The organism is Nonlabens tegetincola (assembly GCF_002954355.1).
GTDB lineage: Bacteria > Bacteroidota > Bacteroidia > Flavobacteriales > Flavobacteriaceae > Nonlabens > Nonlabens tegetincola.
Map to the genome: position 1 here is coordinate 383473 of NZ_MQVV01000014.1, position 17902 is coordinate 401374.

23 protein-coding genes are annotated in these 17902 nt (G+C 34.2%); 10 read left to right on the forward strand and 13 right to left on the reverse strand.

The features are described from left to right. The first annotated feature begins 119 nt into the window (after positions 1-119). Positions 120-1052, forward strand: coding sequence for a LysR substrate-binding domain-containing protein (locus BST93_RS08600; RefSeq protein ID WP_105018838.1), 933 nt, complete (start codon positions 120-122; stop codon positions 1050-1052). Positions 1053-1127: 75 nt separating this feature from the next. Here BST93_RS08600 and BST93_RS08605 read toward each other — a convergent pair whose 3' ends face one another. From BST93_RS08605 to holA, 3 genes are all read right to left on the reverse strand, one after another. After that, positions 1128-1325, reverse strand: a complete 198-nt coding sequence (locus BST93_RS08605; protein WP_042278618.1) for a hypothetical protein — start codon at positions 1323-1325, stop codon at positions 1128-1130. A 185-nt stretch (positions 1326-1510) separates the two neighbouring features. After that, complete coding sequence (gene menA / locus BST93_RS08610) at positions 1511-2509, reverse strand: 1,4-dihydroxy-2-naphthoate octaprenyltransferase (protein WP_105018839.1); 999 nt, start codon at positions 2507-2509, stop codon at positions 1511-1513. After that, positions 2506-3513 (reverse strand): DNA polymerase III subunit delta, encoded by a 1008-nt coding sequence (gene holA / locus BST93_RS08615; RefSeq protein WP_105018840.1) that lies wholly within the window; start codon positions 3511-3513, stop codon positions 2506-2508. The genes menA and holA overlap by 4 nt, the downstream gene beginning before the upstream one ends. A 34-nt stretch (positions 3514-3547) precedes the next feature. Between holA and BST93_RS08620 the strand changes: the two genes are divergently transcribed. The 3 genes from BST93_RS08620 (at position 3548) to BST93_RS08630 (ending at position 5950) form a co-directional block, all read left to right on the forward strand. Beyond that, positions 3548-3994, forward strand: a complete 447-nt coding sequence (locus tag BST93_RS08620; RefSeq protein ID WP_105018841.1) for a type I restriction enzyme HsdR N-terminal domain-containing protein — start codon at positions 3548-3550, stop codon at positions 3992-3994. After that, on the forward strand, positions 3991-4998 hold the full coding sequence (locus BST93_RS08625; RefSeq protein ID WP_105018842.1) for a glycosyltransferase family 2 protein: 1008 nt from the start codon (positions 3991-3993) through the stop codon (positions 4996-4998). The genes BST93_RS08620 and BST93_RS08625 overlap by 4 nt, the downstream gene beginning before the upstream one ends. A gap of 79 nt (positions 4999-5077) precedes the next feature. Then, positions 5078-5950: an OmpA/MotB family protein gene (locus tag BST93_RS08630; RefSeq protein WP_105018843.1), complete on the forward strand. Its 873-nt coding sequence runs from the start codon at positions 5078-5080 to the stop codon at positions 5948-5950. A gap of 46 nt (positions 5951-5996) precedes the next feature. Here the strand turns inward: BST93_RS08630 and BST93_RS08635 are convergent, their stop codons facing one another. After that, entirely contained in the window at positions 5997-6689 is a 693-nt protein-coding gene (locus BST93_RS08635) for an NUDIX hydrolase (RefSeq protein WP_105018844.1), read from the reverse strand. 10 nt (positions 6690-6699) lie between these two features. On the opposite strand from BST93_RS08635, the gene BST93_RS08640 reads away from it, so the two are divergent. Further along, complete coding sequence (locus tag BST93_RS08640) at positions 6700-7419, forward strand: peptidylprolyl isomerase (RefSeq protein ID WP_258150508.1); 720 nt, start codon at positions 6700-6702, stop codon at positions 7417-7419. An 86-nt stretch (positions 7420-7505) separates the two neighbouring features. Here BST93_RS08640 and rplS read toward each other — a convergent pair whose 3' ends face one another. The 3 genes from rplS to trmD form a co-directional block, all read right to left on the reverse strand. After that, positions 7506-7859 carry a 50S ribosomal protein L19 gene (gene rplS, locus BST93_RS08645; RefSeq protein ID WP_042278627.1) on the reverse strand — a complete coding sequence of 118 codons (354 nt, stop codon included), beginning with the start codon at positions 7857-7859 and terminating at the stop codon, positions 7506-7508. 121 nt (positions 7860-7980) lie between these two features. Further along, complete coding sequence (locus BST93_RS08650; protein WP_105018846.1) at positions 7981-8343, reverse strand: T9SS type A sorting domain-containing protein; 363 nt, start codon at positions 8341-8343, stop codon at positions 7981-7983. Positions 8344-8402: 59 nt separating this feature from the next. After that, positions 8403-9083: a tRNA (guanosine(37)-N1)-methyltransferase TrmD gene (gene trmD / locus BST93_RS08655; protein WP_105018847.1), complete on the reverse strand. Its 681-nt coding sequence runs from the start codon at positions 9081-9083 to the stop codon at positions 8403-8405. Positions 9084-9187: 104 nt separating this feature from the next. On the opposite strand from trmD, the gene mtaB reads away from it, so the two are divergent. Genes mtaB through cmk form a run of 3 tightly spaced genes read left to right on the forward strand, consistent with a single transcriptional unit; the run spans position 9188 to position 12273 of the window. Then, positions 9188-10510 carry a tRNA (N(6)-L-threonylcarbamoyladenosine(37)-C(2))-methylthiotransferase MtaB gene (gene mtaB, locus BST93_RS08660; RefSeq protein ID WP_042278629.1) on the forward strand — a complete coding sequence of 441 codons (1323 nt, stop codon included), beginning with the start codon at positions 9188-9190 and terminating at the stop codon, positions 10508-10510. A 57-nt stretch (positions 10511-10567) separates the two neighbouring features. Further along, positions 10568-11581: a type IX secretion system protein PorQ gene (gene porQ / locus BST93_RS08665; protein ID WP_105018848.1), complete on the forward strand. Its 1014-nt coding sequence runs from the start codon at positions 10568-10570 to the stop codon at positions 11579-11581. Continuing rightward, a complete protein-coding gene (gene cmk, locus BST93_RS08670; protein WP_105018849.1) occupies positions 11581-12273 on the forward strand; it encodes a (d)CMP kinase in 693 nt (230 codons plus the stop codon). The genes porQ and cmk overlap by 1 nt, the downstream gene beginning before the upstream one ends. On the opposite strand, the gene BST93_RS08675 is transcribed toward cmk, so the two are convergent. Genes BST93_RS08675 through BST93_RS08685 form a run of 3 tightly spaced genes read right to left on the reverse strand, consistent with a single transcriptional unit; the run spans position 12270 to position 14723 of the window. Then, positions 12270-13535, reverse strand: a complete 1266-nt coding sequence (locus BST93_RS08675; RefSeq protein ID WP_105018850.1) for a hypothetical protein — start codon at positions 13533-13535, stop codon at positions 12270-12272. The genes cmk and BST93_RS08675 overlap by 4 nt on opposite strands. A gap of 3 nt (positions 13536-13538) precedes the next feature. Continuing rightward, complete coding sequence (locus tag BST93_RS08680) at positions 13539-14000, reverse strand: DUF1801 domain-containing protein (protein WP_105018851.1); 462 nt, start codon at positions 13998-14000, stop codon at positions 13539-13541. A 9-nt stretch (positions 14001-14009) separates the two neighbouring features. Further along, entirely contained in the window at positions 14010-14723 is a 714-nt protein-coding gene (locus BST93_RS08685) for an outer membrane beta-barrel protein (RefSeq protein WP_105018852.1), read from the reverse strand. A gap of 80 nt (positions 14724-14803) precedes the next feature. On the opposite strand from BST93_RS08685, the gene BST93_RS08690 reads away from it, so the two are divergent. Further along, positions 14804-15091 (forward strand): 4a-hydroxytetrahydrobiopterin dehydratase, encoded by a 288-nt coding sequence (locus BST93_RS08690; RefSeq protein WP_060522635.1) that lies wholly within the window; start codon positions 14804-14806, stop codon positions 15089-15091. A gap of 46 nt (positions 15092-15137) precedes the next feature. After that, positions 15138-16055 (forward strand): hypothetical protein, encoded by a 918-nt coding sequence (locus tag BST93_RS08695; RefSeq protein WP_105018853.1) that lies wholly within the window; start codon positions 15138-15140, stop codon positions 16053-16055. Positions 16056-16057: 2 nt separating this feature from the next. Here the strand turns inward: BST93_RS08695 and BST93_RS08700 are convergent, their stop codons facing one another. The 3 genes from BST93_RS08700 to BST93_RS08710 are packed head-to-tail and all read right to left on the reverse strand — an operon-like array spanning position 16058 to position 17843. After that, positions 16058-16381 carry a translation initiation factor gene (locus BST93_RS08700; protein ID WP_042278637.1) on the reverse strand — a complete coding sequence of 108 codons (324 nt, stop codon included), beginning with the start codon at positions 16379-16381 and terminating at the stop codon, positions 16058-16060. A 2-nt stretch (positions 16382-16383) separates the two neighbouring features. Further along, positions 16384-16935 (reverse strand): mechanosensitive ion channel family protein, encoded by a 552-nt coding sequence (locus BST93_RS08705; protein ID WP_060522631.1) that lies wholly within the window; start codon positions 16933-16935, stop codon positions 16384-16386. Further along, positions 16932-17843: a septum formation inhibitor Maf gene (locus BST93_RS08710; protein WP_105018854.1), complete on the reverse strand. Its 912-nt coding sequence runs from the start codon at positions 17841-17843 to the stop codon at positions 16932-16934. Before BST93_RS08710 ends, BST93_RS08705 begins: the two co-directional genes overlap by 4 nt. Positions 17844-17902 lie beyond the last annotated feature (59 nt).

Genomic DNA, 17902 nt, shown 5'->3' on the forward strand with positions numbered 1-17902 from the left:
CCGCTATCATTTTAGCCAGTATAAAAGTAGTTGACAATTTGTTGACTGCTTTTTAATTGGGATTAATTTAGCATCGATAATATATATAATAAGCATTATTTTTGTAGAAAATATCTATCATGACAATTACCCAGTTAAAATACGTTCTAGCTGTTGCTCAATATCAAAATTTCACCAAAGCTGCAGAGAAAGTATTTGTGACCCAGCCTACTTTGAGTATGCAAATTCAAAAACTTGAAGAGGAGCTAGATGTCCAAATTTTTGATAGGTCCAAAAAGCCGATTGAACTTACTGAAACAGGGAAGAAAATTGTGAATCAAGCTCGCAATATTGTGAATGAAAGTGATCGTATTCAAGACATTGTAGATCAGGAAAAAGGCTTTATAGGTGGTGAATTCAAATTAGGCGTTATTCCTACTGTAATGCCTACTTTATTACCTATGTTCTTAACTAATTTCATTAATAAATATCCAAAGGTCAAATTAATTATTGAAGAACTTACCACCGATAGTATTATCGATAGTTTACAAGACGGAACAATTGATGCAGCTATAGCCGCTACACCTTTAAATCATGAGTTAATTAAAGAGCGAGTTTTATACTATGAACCTTTCGTTGTTTACGATCCAAGAAAAGCAGCTACCACTTCAGGTAAGATAAAAGTCGACGATATTAATGTAGATGAGCTATTGTTGCTAGAAGATGGTCATTGTTTTAAAGACAGTGTCCTTAATCTATGTAAGGGAAGTAGAGATACAGATGACGATAGATTTATGCTCGAGAGTGGTAGTTTTGAAACGCTTACAAAATTAGCCGATGAAGGTTTAGGGATGACTTTGTTACCTTATTTAAACACGTTGGATTTAAACGAACGTAAACAAAACAATTTGATTCATTTCGAAGAACCTTCACCTGCAAGAGAAGTAAGTTTAATATATCATCGCAGTGAACTTAAATTACAAATCATAGAGGCCCTGCAAAAGGTAATAGCAGGAGTTATTAAGGGAGCTATAGCGTTTCAAAACGTTCAAATCATAAGTCCAAAAGCATAAGCTTTATAATATAGTATCAATATAAAAAGCGACCTACAAGAGGTCGCTTTTTTCGTTTTAAAAATTAATAGAAAGCTATTTTGGTAATAGCGGAATGCAAGTTTTAAGCTCTGGATTTGAAGCAAAAAGCTCATCTAACCAGATTTTGAGTTCAGTAAGTTCAAAAGGTAATAAGCGTTCTACGGCCTTTTCTAATTCCTTACAGAAAAGTGCTGGACTGAAAGAAACTTTCACTAGCACTGTTTTAGTGTACTCAAACATTGCTCTAGCCATATTAAATAGGGTTTTTAGGTTAAAGTAATATTTTCTATAAGCTGTTATTTAGTGTCATTAAAAATAATAAAAAACTATATGTAATAAAATAGTTTAGGTTAAAATTAAAGATCTTTATTAACAATGTGTAATTTTTATGAAATTAATGATCTTAATCTCAATAAATTATCAATATGTTAAATAAATCAAAAAACTAAAACCTGGCTTGTAAAGCTTAAAACGGAAATCAAGAAGGTAGAGAGTGCTACTTTTTTTAATTCTGGATCTAATGAAATAGGTTCCTCGGTATTGTGTACTCTTATGATGTGGCTAATCAAAGGAATAACCCCAAAAAGAGGAATAAGTAGTAGGTAAGAAGTAATTTCATCAAAATAACTAAGTTGTGTAAACTGTAACAAAAGATGACAGACAAGCATTAATAAAGCAATAACTACAATGAAGAGATGTAATTTCTTGGCTCTCTCAAAACCAATTTTTACTACTAGTGTGTTCTTACCAACCTTGCTATCGCTTATCACATCCCTCATATTATTTAGATTGAGAACGGCAACACTCAATAAACCTATAAGTGTTGACGGAATAATGTTTATCATATATACTTCCTTGGTAATCAAATAATACATTCCCATAACGCTTACAGGTCCAAAAAAGATAAAAACAAATACATCGCCAAGTCCCTTGTAACCGTAGGCATTGTCACCTACAGTATACTTTATAGCTGCCCAAATTGCAATGATGGCTAGAAACAGAAATACCGATGCAATTAAAACCTCATCAAAACTTAGACTCATAGCTATTAATGCTATAGCGCTTATTAGAGATATGGTAGCCGTAAGAATAATCGCTATTTTCATTTGCTTTGCAGTGATTGCTCCGCTTTGTATAGCCCTTTCAGGACCTATTCGATCCTCATTATCAGTACCTTTAACACCATCTCCATAATCATTGGCAAAATTAGATAATACTTGAAAGCCTAAAGTCGTGATTATTCCAAGTAGGGTGATGAACCAAAATTGATTAGAAATACTGAAATCCATTTCAGTAAATATGGTAACACTTTCCTTATTTAAATTTATAGAGAATAGGGCGCAGGAGCATCCCATTAAAATACCACTTATGCTTAAAGGTAGGGTGCGCAACCTAGCTGCACTTATCCAAGATTTAATTTTACTCTTCTTACTCATCGTGACATAATATTTACAATAAGCTCCTTAAGAATATCATTTTGTGATAGTTGGTGACTGCCTACACCTTTAGATTGCATATCTGCTTTACGAATTAGTTTTATGGCTCTACTGCAGTATTTCATAGGGAAGTTACGAGCAGCAGTTATTATTTCATTTGCAAAATACGGATTGACACCAGCTGCTCGAGCAACATTTGCAGGATTTTTATCGGATAACGCGTGTACTTTTAATAATTGAGTATAAAATGAATACAATTGGCCTATGGTAAGTACGATAGGATGGTCCTTCGGGTTTTCACCGAAGTAATTAATTATGCGATGTACCTTTACGATATCGCGATTTCCTATTGCCTTTCGTAATTCAAAATTATTGTAATCCTTAGAGATTCCAATGTTGTCCTCAATGACCTGTGGTGTTATAGGTTGATCCTTGGGATGAACAATTTCTAATTTGCCTAATTCATTATTAATTTTACTTAAATCCGTTCCTAAATATTCCACAAGCATTTGTGTGGCTTTAGGATCTATACGATAACCTTTAGATTTTAGTATATCCGTTATAAAAGCAGGTACTTTATTTTCATATAGCGGTTTGCTTTCTAAATAAACACTATGCTTTTTAAGCAATTTACCTGCTTTTGAGCGACCATCTGGAGTCTTATATTTATAGGCAAAACATAAAATTGTAGTTTGCTGCGGTTGCTCTAGATAGCTCGTTAACTGATCAAGTTGTTTTGATAAATGCTGTGCTTCCTTCACTATGACCACTTGATAATCTGCCATCATCGGGAATCGTTTTGCATTCTCCAGGACCGCGGCCATATTTGTTTCCTTTCCATAAAGAATAACTTGGTTAAAACCTTTCTCTGATTCATCCAGTACATTATTTTCTATATAATTAGAAACTAGATCTATAAAATAGGATTCCTCGCCACACAAAAAATAGACAGGTTGATATTTTTTCTGTTTAAGATCAGATAGGATTTTTAAGGCATCACTCATGTAATGGCACGTAGGGTTTTTGTATTATTGCTTTATGATTCCACTGCATTTACCAGCCGGAAAATTTAGAGTCAAAAGTACTGAAAAAGGGCGCTTGATTTTTGACCAGGTTAGAAAAAAATTTGTTGTACTCACTCCAGAGGAATGGGTAAGGCAACATGTGGTGGAGTTTTTGCTTTCGCGAAAGCGTATACCCTTAAATCTTCTTACAGTAGAAAAACAAATAAGTGTATCGGGTTCAGTCAAGCGGTATGATATCGTTTCCTATAATAAGGATGGAAGCGCTCATCTAGTCGTAGAGTGTAAAGCACCTGATGTTAAAATTACCCAAGAAACCTTTGACCAAATCGCGAGATATAATAAAGAATTACAATCGGAGTATTTGATGGTTACAAATGGATTAGATCATTATTTTTGTACCATGGATTATGAAACAAGAGGTTATACATTTATCCCGGATATTCCAGAATATTCTTTATGAAAATTGCCATAGCTATACTTAATTGGAATGGTTTGTCTTTACTAAAGGAATATTTACCCGAGGTAGTAAAGTACAGCAATGAACATCCCATTTACATTATTGATAATGCATCAACTGATGATTCTGTTCAATGGATCAAAAGTCATTATGAAAATAAAGTCGAGATTATTATTCTGGATCAAAACTTTGGTTATTCAGGTGGTTACAACCGTGGTATTGACAAGATAAAAGAAGAGTGGATTTGTTTACTAAATAGTGATGTTAGAGTCACCGAGAACTGGTTGGAACCTATCACAAATGCCATAGAAAAATATCCAAAACTTGCGGCCTGTCAACCGAAGATTTTAGATGATAAACAAAAGGAACTTTTTGAATATGCAGGCGCAGCAGGTGGATTCTTGGATCGTTTCGGTTACCCATATTGTCGTGGACGTGTTTTTGATACTATAGAGCAAGATTACGGACAATATGATACGGTAGTAGATATTGACTGGGCTAGTGGCGCTTGTTTATTTGTGAATAAAAGGGTGTTTACTGCCGCTGGTAGGTTAGATGAAGATTTCTTTGCCCATCAAGAAGAGATTGATTTGTGCTGGAGAATAAAACTTCTAGATAAAGAAATTAAGGCTATTCCATCAAGTCAGGTCTATCATAAAGGTGGTGCGACACTAAGCTATACCAATCCTAAAAAAACCTATTTGAACTTTAGAAATAGTTTGTTTGTTCAAGTAAAAAACAATCATCACTCATTATGGCTGCTACATTTATTTATAAGAATGGTACTAGATGGTCTAGCAGCTTTTAAATTATGGAGCGATTACGGATTTACTTTTTTTGTTGCTGTTTTAAAGGCTCATAAAGATTTCTATTTATCTCTCGGAAAGTTTGTAAATAAACGTAAAGCGATTAAGAAACAATCGGTTGTTGAAAATGTTTCTTTAACTTCATTCTCTGTAGTTTTAAAGTATTACTTCTGGAAGAAAACGCGTTATCAAGATTTATAGAAGATTTTTGATAATCTAGTGTTAATAGCGCATGATTGTGTTTTGACTTTTATATTTTTGATCAAAATTTATAATAAAGATGAAGAAAATAGCAGTATTATTATTAAGTGGGATTGTGCTTGCTAGTTGTGCTTCTAAAAAAGAATTGGAAGCCGCACTAGCTAAACAACAAGAGACTAAAGAATTACTAGATACAGCAACCGTGAAGCTCAACGCATGTGAATCGGATTTAAAAGCAGCAAAAGCTAGTATCGACTCTAAAAACGATCAAATTTCTACCTTAAAGAATACTAATGCAGCTCTTATGGATAATAACGGTGAATTAGTTACTCTTTCTACACAGGGTAGTCGTAACCTAGAGCGTAGCTTAGAAAGCATTCGTGAAAAAGATTTACAAATCAAATCTCTTAACGATGCTATCAGTAAGAAAGATAGTGTAACTATAGCCTTAGTAACCAGTTTAAAAAGTTCATTAGGTAACTTAAACGACCAAGATATCGAGGTTAATGTAGAGAAAGGCGTAGTTTATATTTCGATCAGTGATAAACTCTTATTTAAGAGTGGTCAGGCACAAGTACAACAAGAGGCAAAAAGAGTATTAGGCAAAGTAGCAACTGTTGTAAATGATAAACCTGAAATAGACATAATGATTGAAGGTCATACAGATAATAAGCCTATTGCAAGTGCCAATTTTAAAGACAATTGGGAGTTAAGTACTGCAAGAGCTCTTGCTGTAACTAGAGTATTACAAGAAGAGTTTAGTGTGGACCCTAAACGTATGACAGCGGCTGGTCGTAGTTATTACATGCCTGTTGCTTCAAATGATACGGCTGAAGGACGTGCCAAAAACAGAAGAACTAGAATAGTTGTATTACCTAAACTTGATCAATTCTTTAACATGATTGAAGAAGGTATGGAACAAGCTAAAATAGATGCGAAGAAGCAAAATTAATCCTGTTTATACAGAAATGAAAAGCTCCAATTAATTGGAGCTTTTTTTATTTGTTTACAATCTGCCTCATCAATACTTTATATTCTGAAAGCATCATGGCAGTTGCTCCCCAAACGATATTTCCTTGTAAGCGATAGCAGGGCACACTAACTTCTGTCATATAACTAGTTGATAATACCACTCTATCCGAATCAGAAGTTTCTAGAAATTCACTCAAAGGGACCTCAATTATTGATTTAACTTCTTCAATTTGAGGTGTGAAGGATAAAAAATTATTTGTATCAAGTTCTTTTTTACCATTAAAATCAAGCTGTTTATGGGGATAGTACGCCAAATAATTATACACAAGATAATTGCTAGGTGGAATATACAAGGGTGTGCCTTCGATGATTATTTCTTGAAATTCATAAGGTACGCCAACCTCTTCAAAGGTTTCTCTCAAAGCAGTATCTTCAAAACCGTTATCATCCGGTTCTGTTTTTCCTCCAGGAAAGGCAATTTGTCCACTATGTTTACCTTTGCTTTTTTGCCTTTCAATGAGAACAAAATGAGCCTCGTTGTTTTTAGGATATACATACATCATTACAGCAGCCTTTTTAGGTGTATTTTTTTCTAAGCCTTCTGACTGTAATTCTTCTAATCTTTCCAATGCAGCCATTTTAAGCTGACTTTCTGCTCCTGGAGCTTCAAGATTTTTTAATTTTGGTACCCATTGCAAAAATTGCTCGTATGAAATCATTATACTGTATTTGTCTAATTGTCTTTTTTATTCATGTAAAGATACACCTGTAACTCTTAATGAGGTTGATACTCCTAGTAAGGAATCAAATGCAGGAAAATGGATTACTAAGGAAGAAAAAGAAGAACGACGTTTAGAGAAAATTTATACACGTGCAGTAAGCGCCAAAGGAGATACGCTTTTACATTACATACCTCAGGATAGTGTGCCATTATTTTTTAAGCGGTATGGAAAAAAGAATCCTGAAACTCGTGTTCTTCTCTCGACAAAATATGGTGATGTAACCTTTGAATTATTTAAAGAAACTGAACTTTATAGATCAAGTTTCATTTACTTGATCAAGAATGGGTACTTTAATCAAACAGTATTTCATCGAGTAGTAGATGATTTTATCGTACAAGGTGGTAACAGCGATGATTCATACCCATCATTGATGCGTAATAGTTCGGGAAATTACCAACTGCCACCTCATTTTTTAGACAACGTAAGACATGAACGCGGTACTTTGAGTATGGCAAAATCATGGGATAATAATCCAGACAACTGGCACAATGCTTTTGACTTCTTTATTACGTTGAAAAAGGCAGAACATTTAGATGGAGAGCACACCATTTTTGGTAGAGTAGTGGAAGGTATAGAAGTATTGGAACGTATCTCTCAAATTCCTACAGATTCTAGAGACTGGCCTGAAGAAGATGTTTATATGACTTTTAAAGTTTTAAAAGAATAATTAAATCCAATAATTGAGATTTGGATCATTTTATATCAAAAAAAAAGCTGTCCGTTTGGACAGCTTTTTTTTTGATATAATGAAAATTACTTTCTTTGAGCTTCTTTGATACGAGCTTTCTTTCCAGTAAGTTCTCTAAAGTAGAAGATACGTTTTCTACGTACTTTACCTCTTTTATTGATTTCGATTTTCTGAATAGCTGGAAGGTTGATAGGGAAAATTCTTTCTACACCAATACCACCACTCATTTTTCTAATTGTAAAAGTTTTAGTAGCTCCAGTACCTCTTAATTGTAGTACAACACCACGGAAAAACTGAGTACGGCTTTTTTCACCTTCTTTAATCTCATAATAAACTGTGATAGTATCACCAGCTGAGAATTTTGGTAAATCTTTTGTTGAAATAAATTCGTCTTGTACGAACTTTACTAAATCTGACATTTTTATAGACTTATTATATTTAATTAAAACAACATACACGAACCTCGTCAGAGGTTGATTTAACGAGCTGCAAAAATAAACACTTATTTAAAAGTGTACAATAAATAAAATAAAAAAAACTTTATTGAATGATAAGTTTCTTAACGTGACTATTTCCTTCCGTATTAACTCTAAGGAAATAAATACCAGCGCTTAATTTTGAAACATCAAAGGACATTACACCCGATTTGATTTTACTGTTTGTTCGATAGACTTCTTTTCCTAGCGAATTAATGATACTTAATTGTAGGCTGCTGGAGTTAGTATTATTCAATGAGAACTTTAAAGTTCCGTTCTTTACTGGATTGGAAAGTAAAATTAGATTTTCGTTTCCTATCTGATTGTAAGAATAAGTCGATACAGGAGAGGTAGGTACTATTACAGAAGCCTTCACTGTAAAGCACAAACCAAGTACTAGGGTAAAAGAGAGTAATAGTTTCTTCATTTTCTACAATTTCAAAATAAAGATACAATTATTTTGCCAAACTGTGACGTTAATTTAAGTTAATCGTCTTTTAATAAGTCAGGGCGACGTTCTTCCGTGCGTTTAAACGCTTGTTCTTCTCGCCATTTATCTATGGCTTGAAAATTTCCGCTTAGTAATATATCAGGTACTTGTTGACCTTTATAATTCGCAGGACGCGTGTATACCGGTGGCGCAAGTAAGTCGTCTTGAAAACTATCGGTAAGTGCACTTGTTTCGTTTGATAGGACACCAGGAATTAAACGTATTACTGCATCACATAGTACGGCAGCTCCTAATTCACCACCAGAGAGTACGTAATCACCTATGGAAATTTCTTTGGTAACAAACATATCTCTTACACGTTGATCGACACCTTTATAATGACCACATAAAATGATAATGTTTTCTTGAAGTGAAATAGTATTTGCTATTCCTTGATTCAAAGTCTCTCCATCTGGCGTCATGTAAATGATTTCATCATAATCACGTTCTTTTTTGAGATCCGAAATTAAGTGATCTATAGGCTCGATCATCATCACCATGCCAGCGCCACCACCATATTGATAATCATCAATTTGATTGTATTTATTAAGACCGTACTTTCTCAAATCGTGTAGATGTACCTCAACAAGACCTTTTTCCACAGCACGTTTTAAAATACTGGCTTCAAATGGACTAGTTATTAATTCTGGTAAAACGGTGATTATATCTATGCGCACTATTCTTATTTTCTTGCAAAAATACTAAGAATAAGCTGTTATAGGATTCTGCTTTTCAACTCATTCCTTTCAATTATCTTTGCAGCCTATTTAGGAAAAGGAATATGGAGGTAGCAACAGCTGCAAAATCAGTCGCATTTTACACATTAGGGTGTAAGCTTAATTTTAGTGAAACCAGTACCATTGCACGCAGTTTTAAAGACGAAGGCTTTGATAGAGTGGATTTCAATGAAAAAGCAGATATTTATGTAATCAATACATGTAGTGTTACAGAAAATGCCGATAAACGATTTAAGTCCATTGTAAGAAAAGCACAACAGCACAATGAAGATGCTTTTGTAATTGCGGTAGGTTGTTATGCACAATTAAAACCTGCAGAACTGGCAGCCGTTGATGGTGTAGACCTAGTTCTTGGAGCTACTGAAAAGTTTAAGGTAACAGATTATCTTAATCAACTGTCTAAAGAAGAACCAGCGCAAATTCATTCCTGTGAAATAGACGATGCCGATTTTTATGTAGGATCCTATTCTATAGGTGATCGCACACGAGCTTTTCTCAAAGTACAGGACGGTTGTGATTATAAATGTACCTATTGTACCATACCACTGGCACGCGGTATTTCTAGAAGTGATACTCTTGAAAATGTAATGAATAACGCTAGAGAGATTAGCAATAAAGGTATCAAGGAAATTGTCCTCACCGGTGTAAATATAGGCGACTACGGAAAAGGTGAATTTGGTAATAAAAGACATGAGCATACTTTTCTAGACCTTGTACATGCTCTAGACACGGTGAACGGTATAGAAAGATTACGTATCTCTAGTATCGAACCTAATCTACTTAAAAATGAAACCATTGAGTTCGTTAGCCGTGCAAACGCCTTTGTGCCACATTTTCACATTCCCTTACAATCGGGTAACAATGAATTGCTAGGTAAAATGCGTCGCCGTTATAATAGAGAATTATATGTTGATCGGGTTACTAAAATTAAAGAGGTAATGCCTGATTGCTGTATAGGTGTAGATGTTATCGTGGGATTTCCTGGAGAAACAGATGAACACTTTCTAGATACATATCAATTTTTATCAGAACTGGACATTTCTTACCTGCATGTTTTCACATACTCAGAAAGAGATAATACACTTGCCGCAACCATGGATAGTCCTGTACCAATGAATGTGCGTAAAAAACGTAGTAAAATGCTACGAGGTTTATCGGTTAAAAAACGTCGAGCCTTCTACGAAAGTCAATTAGGTAAAGAAAAAACGGTTCTTTGGGAAGCTGAAAATAAGGAAGGTTTCATACATGGTTTTACTGAAAATTACGTAAAAGTAAAAACCTTTTGGAACCCTAATCTAGTCAATCAATTAGAGCCTGTAAGTCTAGATTACATTGATGAAGATGGCCTGGTACGCATCAAATCATAGTTCTCTTAAAATTTTTTAAACTTGCATGCGTTATTGCTACATAATTTGGGACACTTAATGAGGTATATTTTCTGTTTGATTTTTCTTTTTTCCGCTTTCGCGAAAGCGCAAATAGGAGGAACCTCAACGTATCAATTTCTTAATCTCGTATCAGGAACTAAGCAGGCTGCTTTGGGCGGTAGAGTGCTTACCAGTGTAGATTATGATCCCACTACAGCATTTTACAATCCAGCGACTATAAATCCCAAAATGGATAATCAATTACAAGTAAATTATGCTAATTGGTTAGGTGATATTAATTATGGAACAGCCAGTTATGCTTATACTTGGGACAGACATGTGCAAACCTTTCATGTAGGTGTAACCTATGTGAATTATGGAACATTTGCCGGTTACAATGAACAAGGGATTTCAACGGGAGATTTTAGTGGTAATGAAACAGCAATTTCTGCTGGATACAGTTACAACATACCTTGGTCTGATTTTTATGTAGGCGCAAATGTTAAGTTCATTTCTTCAAAACTTGACATCTACACCTCACTAGGTGGTGCGCTTGATTTAGGGTTGCTTTATTACAATGAAGATAAAGCGATAAGAGCCGCGCTGGTAGTTAGAAATTTAGGAATACAGTTTACTCCATACAATGAATTACAAGAAGATTTACCGCTAGAGATTGCTTTAGGATTTTCAAATACCATGAAACAGTTACCTGTAAGACTTCATGTTACTTTGGAAAATTTGCAAAAATGGAATTTGGCCTTTTCAAATACCGCAAATGCTCAAACAGATCTGGATGGGAATGTGATAGAAGATGAACCTGGATTTTTTAATAATATGCTCAGGCATACCGTTTTAGGAGTAGAATTATTTCCTGAGCAAACTTTTGAAATAAGGTTGGGTTACAGTTTTAGACGCGCTGAAGAATTACGTATTCAGGATACTCGAGCATTTAGTGGATTAAGCGCTGGGTTTAGTTTAAAAATGAATAAAATGCGATTCAGTTATTCGCATGCTCGCTATAGTCTGGCAGCGCACACCAGTTTTATAGGAGTTAATATAGATTTACAATAATGGGAAGAATTATAATTGCCATAGATGGGCATTCAAGCACTGGTAAAAGCACAGCTGCTAAACAACTTGCAGAACATTTAGATTACGTTTATGTTGATACAGGTGCTATGTATCGTGCTATTGCCTTTCATGCATTATCTTCAAATATGGTTGAAAATGGTAGGCTAGATAAACAAGCCTTAATAGCTGCATTACCTGGTCTTGCCATATCATTTAAATTAAATCCAGACACTCATAAAGCAGATGTTTATTTAAATGGAACAAACATTGAAAAAGAAATACGTACACTCGAGGTAAGTAATATTGTAAGTCCAGTTGCCGAAATAAGTGAGGTAAGAGTTAAACTTGTAGAACAACAACAAGCCATGGGCCAGGAGCGAGGTATAGTTATGGATGGTAGAGATATAGGTACTGTGGTTTTTCCCAGTGCCGAGCTAAAGGTATTTATGACTGCCGCTCCAGAGGTAAGAGCAAAACGCAGGTATGACGAGCTAGTGCAACGTGGCGATCAAGTAACCTATGAAGAAATTCATAAAAATGTTTTACAGCGAGATCATATTGATTCTACTCGTGAGGACAGTCCTTTAATCCAAGCAAAAGATGCTAGATTGTTAGATACTAGTGAAATGTCTAGAGAAGAGCAATTTGAATTACTTAAAAAATGGGCAATGGAGACAATTGAAGCTTCTTAATGTCTATTGTCACAACTTAAAATAATATTAGGATAGTTGCTTTCAAGGTAGTACAACTTTGGACAACCAAAAGATTCACTACTCAGGCCGTAAATAAGTGGTGGTTCATTTTTAAATAGTTTCATTGCAAATTGTGAGGAGCTTTCAAGATAATCTGTATTTAAAGGAATGAGACCAGTACTTTCTCCTTCTTGCTCAATAAATGAGTTGGTAATTTCACCATTTTCTTTTACTACAATCACATAACGGGTTAGTAAGTTATACTTGTTTACATGATCCAGAGAGTATATTGTATAGTTGTTATAAATAGTGTAAAACAATTTAGTCTTAGGTTCATTTGAAAACTCTGATTTAAGATAAGGAAATCGTTTTGTATATAGTTGTCTTAGACTTTCTGTTTCTTCTTCTGGATACCATTTTAAGTATTTAAAATCTGTTGCAGTTTCAAATGGATTATCAATAGCTATGGTAGCAAAATCAAAATCAGTATTTGTATTTTCTGGTAATTCTAGACAAGTTTCAAAATCATAAACGTTGTATTCACCGCTACCGCTGGCATAAACGTTCACATTTGCGATAAGTTTTAAGTCTTTAATAGGATAACTTGCGACTTGACCAGTAGTAATTTTTGTTACGTGTAATTGATCATATTTAGTAATGCCACCTGCCTTTAAAAAGTTATCTCTATACGCCTTGTCCCATTCAAAGTACTCTTTTGAATACGTTTTTTCTTCATCCAGAGCAGAATAAAAGTTCGAATTATAATTAGGGGCTTCACTTATATTTACATTGTCTTTGTAATTTTCATCTTCTCCATAGGGATCAATTGAAGTGACGTAGTATACTTTTCTATCTGAATAAACAGGTGAATCAGATACAAAAGCATCAACAACATATACCGTATCTTTTTGTTTTTTAATGCCTAGCCAAGTACCTTCATAGATTTGATCATCATCAGCTATCTCGTAATATTTATTGGTGTACTCAACCACTTCAATAGTTTCGTTTAGGAAAAACTTTCCTAGAACTTTACCATCAGGCTCTTCTCTGTAATTAAGACCAGATTGGGCTGAGGCATATCTTATAACGGGTTTATTTTCAATAGAATCAATAGGTTCACTTACGGTTGTCTTGTTTACATTTACTTGTTTTATTGCTTCCTTTGATTCTTTAATTTCTATAGAGTTGGATCGTTCTTTTTGATTACAGCCTACAGATGCTAAGAGAGAAAAAGTTATAAAAGCGACATACAAATTTTTCACCGATTATTTTTTTGCTAGATTCTCTTCATACACTTGAATCCATTTATCAACACTCATTTTGGATGCTAGTTCGGCTATTAGTTCAAACGGTATGGCATCTGGTTTTTTAAAACGCACACAGCTTTTTCCCATATCTAATTTATACTTAGAATGCTTGGGATATTCATCTACAAACCATTGATAGGTAGGTTGGTGTGCATACATTCCCATATGATATAGCGCGATGTAATTTTTTTGACTTGCTATATTGATAAAGGGTAGAGGAGTCACCTTTTTATTTGCCCTATACCCATGTGGATAATCTTCTAATGAGATATAAAATCCTGGCATGTTATATAGCATACCTTCTGTAAGTCCAGCCGGTAAATTGCTTTTTAAAGTATCATATAATTTAGTAAAGGGCTCTTTACGTTCTTCTGGAATTTGAGTAATATAGTCCTGTATATTTTCAGCTTTAATGGTCATAATATCTATTTAAAAGGAATCATCTCTCATTTCTCCATTGCTATATTCTGGTCCTATTGCGATTTTAAGACCTACATTGAATAAAATGTTTGAGAAATTGGTTAATTTACGATCAACAGTTCCATTTCCACTAAAATAGGCTATTGGTTCTCCTAGTGTACTCATATATTGTGGAGAAAAGAAAACCTGAACGCTTCTTCTAAAGTAATAATTAAAACGCAAGCCTACCTGTAGCACGGCAGCGGTTGTATTAAAGTTTTCGCTATCGGTAGCGTAATTCGTTTCTATGAGACTTGACGTTGCACTACTTTCTTGCTCATCAATAAATTGAAATCCTATTCTTGTGAATGCGTCTAATTGAAATCTATTGTTAGTAAAGCTATATTGAGGTCCTATTGCTAGAGTAACGGCACTCCAGTTTTCTTCATTGTTAATGGTTGTTTGTTGAGTGCTTCCGATGGGTGAGAACTCATTATAAACATATCTAGTGCTGGCTGTAAGAGCCCAGTGCTTGTCCATGTAGAAATCATATCCTGCACCTATATTTAATCCAGATACAGCAACATCTTTATAGTCTCCTGTAGGTGATGAAAGTCCGAGATCGATCACTAGATTATGCTTAGGAACCTCTCTTAAATGTACTGCATCTTTAGGTATTGAGTCATTCTGTCCTTTAGCATAAAAGGAAATAGTTAATAAAAGAGTAAGAAATAATATTCTCATAAGGTTAGGGATGAATTATTATGATAGTTTTGTGTACGCTTTCGCGAAAGCGTGATTAAATTTAAACAAAATATACAGCTATGAACAAATTAACCGAGGCACAAATTGAAGAACATTTAAAAGAAGTTGAAGGATGGGATTATTACGACGATGCTATCCATACTACTTTTGAATTTGACAATTTTATGGATTGTTTTTCTGTGATGACGCGAATTGCTATGGAAGCAGAAAAAATGGAGCATCACCCAGAATGGTACAACGTTTATAACACACTAGAAATCACGTTGAATACACACGATGCTGGTGGTTTAACAGAAAAAGATTTTAAGCTCGCTAAAGCTATCGAGTACATTGTAGGTGATGAATAATTAGAATCATTTATATTTAAGCCGCTTTTATAAAGCGGCTTTTTTTATGAGGATTTTTATTTCATTATTATTTGTTTTTACCATTGCTACAACGACTGCTAGCGATAACCCACGTCAATATTTAAAGTTTATCGATGACCTTAATGAAGATGTTGTTGTTCAAACCTGGGAATACATGAACGCTTATACGAATGGTGGTAGTCTAATTGAACTAAAATCCAATAGGAAAAGATTAGAAAACTATTTACTGCGAGCATTAAAAAAGGTTCAAAAACGTCCTACCGCACATGAGGATTTTAAAAATCAAGCCAAAGCCTACTTTGAAGGTAATCTGGCAATCGTAAAAAAAGATTTATACGTTTTATTACGAAATAAGGAACTTAAAAAGGTTGAGGTAGATCCTTATGAATTACAATTAAATATACGTAGAGCTATTGTACAACTGCGCGTTGATTATGACAATGCCGTTCAAAACTTTGCTAGTGAACACAATTTACAACTAGAACTCAATAGGTCTGATGTGGCAATTGCGATGAATACTACAATGGCTGCCTATGATTACTATCATCATTACAACATCCAGATTAAAAAATTAATTAATCTTGAACAGCAATATTGGACCGATTTACATAATAAAAGTGGCAACCAACTTAACTCTATAGAAAATCAATTGTGCCAGGCAAACCTTGATTTAATTGAAGTGCCTCAATTACTGAATAATGATTCATCTTTAGTTACAGCTGCACAAGAATATATGAGTTATATACAAACATTGTGTGGTCAGGAACTTCAAGAAATTAAAAATTTCAAATTAATAGAAAGCACAGGCGATCGTAAAAAAATAGCTCAAGCAACTAGTGCTTATAATAAAGCTATCAAGGATGCCAATGATAAAAGAAGGAGTCAAATAACGCAATGGCAAAATAAAACAACAGCCTTTTTACAAAGACATGTAAAAATGTAAACCTATCCGCCTACTCGTTTAACCTTAAAGCCTTTGTCTTTAAGAATATCCATAATTCTATCTCTGTAATCACCTTGAATTATGATTTCATCATTTTTAAAACTACCGCCTACTCCTAGAGTTGTTTTAATTTCTTTGGCTAATATTTTGAAGTCACTAGTCGCACCATTGTAGCCTGAAATAATGGTGTTTACTTTTCCTTTTCTCTTCTCAAACTTGCAGAGTAATGGATCATCTTGTAGCCAAACATTGCTTTCTGGTGCTTTTTCTTCCTCCTTATAATCGTGATCAGGAAATAGATTTTTAAGTTGATCTTGTAAGTCCATAATTAAGTAGCTGTGGGATCGGTTTCATTTGTTATATCAAAGATAGACTCTTTTCTTTGATGTAATATAGAAACGCCTTTTTGTAATAATAAGTTATTGGGGTAAGTTATTTCCTCACCTTCACTAGTTTCTAGTAGTGTATAAAATCCTTTAATATCCTTAATGGTAGCGGTTACAGGTAGATCTTTATCATGAATACGCACTCTGTCACCTATCTTATAGGGAAAAGTAAAGTAAAGTATGAAGCTAGCAGTAACATTGCTCAAAATACTCCAGTTTGCAAATAAAGCAACACCTACAACGGCAAATGCACTACCTAGTGCTACCCAAAAACCATCGTTATTAATACCCCAAACAAGTATTATACTTATCAAACACAAGGTCCAAAGTATATAACCAAAATACCTGCTTACGTATTGCTTGCGCAATTCTGATCTTGATACGCGCTCTGATATTTTTGAAGCACTCCATATAATCAATCTATGGGTAACAATCCCTAAGATAACGATGATTACAGTGATTATAAATTCCTCTTTTTTTAATAGTTCGATCATAGTTGCAAACTGTCCCTTAAGTGTGCGAATTTATTAGAGTTTTTATTCCAATAATCGGTTTTTATCGTTTTTTTAAGGCTGGCCGTACTTACCATAGGAATTTGATTATCCATGTAGCGTTCCATCCAGTTTAATATCCTGAACGGAAACTCTTTTTCAGTTTTATAAGCAATAGTTCTATTGATTTCAGGATAATTTACACTGTATAAATATCCATCTGGTAATTCTCTAAGTTTGGCTATCGCCTCCATTGGTTCGGCATCTATATGCTTAAGCCTTAAAAATTCTGCACTAGGCACGATATTAAGGGTGTCTACTGGCATTTTCAATGGTCCTAATCTCAATTGACTAGGAATTTGATTTTCAAGTAGTGCGCTCTCTATTTGGAAACTTTTATTGCCTTCACTTTGAAAATAAGAATGCAATTGAACATCATATGACGTATTGTTCTCATTGAATTGCATATAAGTATGACCGCACCATTCTTGAATTGAAGCTGCAACTTTGATAGCATTACCTTCAAAATCTAAAGGTAAAAATGTACTGCTCATCATTTTATAAGGATAAATACCAGTATTAAAATCCCTTGTTGCATTAAGTTTAAGGACTGAATAATTATCATCTTTAATACGATCAGCTTTAATTTGGTCCTTAGAATCAAACGGTTCAGTTACATAGATTAATACTGCTGTACCTTGTCTCATTTCTCCATAACGTGCTTGATTCAACTCATAACTAGAAATTTCTGCGGTACCATCAAACCAGTAAGATTTAAAATTTTCATCTAAAGAACGAGATTGTCTTTTTGATTTTGTCGGAGTACTGACTTCATCGGTAGTTGATGTTTCTTTCTCAGTTTGACAAGAAATAAGTGTTGCGACTAGTACATATAAATAAAAAAACTTCATAACCTTTTTTTCAAAGTTATGAAGTTTGCGATTAATAGGTGTTAAGCTTTCGCGAAAGC

What these genes read in the sequence shown, in the direction of transcription:
- BST93_RS08600 (WP_105018838.1), top strand. Translation starts at nt 120, where the DNA reads ATGACAATTACCCAGTTAAAATACGTTCTAGCTGTTGCTCAATATCAA.
- BST93_RS08605 (WP_042278618.1), bottom strand. Translation starts at nt 1,325, where the DNA reads ATGGCTAGAGCAATGTTTGAGTACACTAAAACAGTGCTAGTGAAAGTT.
- menA (WP_105018839.1), bottom strand. Translation starts at nt 2,509, where the DNA reads ATGAGTAAGAAGAGTAAAATTAAATCTTGGATAAGTGCAGCTAGGTTG.
- holA (WP_105018840.1), bottom strand. Translation starts at nt 3,513, where the DNA reads ATGAGTGATGCCTTAAAAATCCTATCTGATCTTAAACAGAAAAAATAT.
- BST93_RS08620 (WP_105018841.1), top strand. Translation starts at nt 3,548, where the DNA reads ATGATTCCACTGCATTTACCAGCCGGAAAATTTAGAGTCAAAAGTACT.
- BST93_RS08625 (WP_105018842.1), top strand. Translation starts at nt 3,991, where the DNA reads ATGAAAATTGCCATAGCTATACTTAATTGGAATGGTTTGTCTTTACTA.
- BST93_RS08630 (WP_105018843.1), top strand. Translation starts at nt 5,078, where the DNA reads ATGAAGAAAATAGCAGTATTATTATTAAGTGGGATTGTGCTTGCTAGT.
- BST93_RS08635 (WP_105018844.1), bottom strand. Translation starts at nt 6,689, where the DNA reads ATGATTTCATACGAGCAATTTTTGCAATGGGTACCAAAATTAAAAAAT.
- rplS (WP_042278627.1), bottom strand. Translation starts at nt 7,859, where the DNA reads ATGTCAGATTTAGTAAAGTTCGTACAAGACGAATTTATTTCAACAAAA.
- BST93_RS08650 (WP_105018846.1), bottom strand. Translation starts at nt 8,343, where the DNA reads ATGAAGAAACTATTACTCTCTTTTACCCTAGTACTTGGTTTGTGCTTT.
- mtaB (WP_042278629.1), top strand. Translation starts at nt 9,188, where the DNA reads ATGGAGGTAGCAACAGCTGCAAAATCAGTCGCATTTTACACATTAGGG.
- porQ (WP_105018848.1), top strand. Translation starts at nt 10,568, where the DNA reads ATGAGGTATATTTTCTGTTTGATTTTTCTTTTTTCCGCTTTCGCGAAA.
- cmk (WP_105018849.1), top strand. Translation starts at nt 11,581, where the DNA reads ATGGGAAGAATTATAATTGCCATAGATGGGCATTCAAGCACTGGTAAA.
- BST93_RS08680 (WP_105018851.1), bottom strand. Translation starts at nt 14,000, where the DNA reads ATGACCATTAAAGCTGAAAATATACAGGACTATATTACTCAAATTCCA.
- BST93_RS08685 (WP_105018852.1), bottom strand. Translation starts at nt 14,723, where the DNA reads ATGAGAATATTATTTCTTACTCTTTTATTAACTATTTCCTTTTATGCT.
- BST93_RS08690 (WP_060522635.1), top strand. Translation starts at nt 14,804, where the DNA reads ATGAACAAATTAACCGAGGCACAAATTGAAGAACATTTAAAAGAAGTT.
- BST93_RS08695 (WP_105018853.1), top strand. Translation starts at nt 15,138, where the DNA reads ATGAGGATTTTTATTTCATTATTATTTGTTTTTACCATTGCTACAACG.
- BST93_RS08700 (WP_042278637.1), bottom strand. Translation starts at nt 16,381, where the DNA reads ATGGACTTACAAGATCAACTTAAAAATCTATTTCCTGATCACGATTAT.
- BST93_RS08705 (WP_060522631.1), bottom strand. Translation starts at nt 16,935, where the DNA reads ATGATCGAACTATTAAAAAAAGAGGAATTTATAATCACTGTAATCATC.
- BST93_RS08710 (WP_105018854.1), bottom strand. Translation starts at nt 17,843, where the DNA reads ATGAAGTTTTTTTATTTATATGTACTAGTCGCAACACTTATTTCTTGT.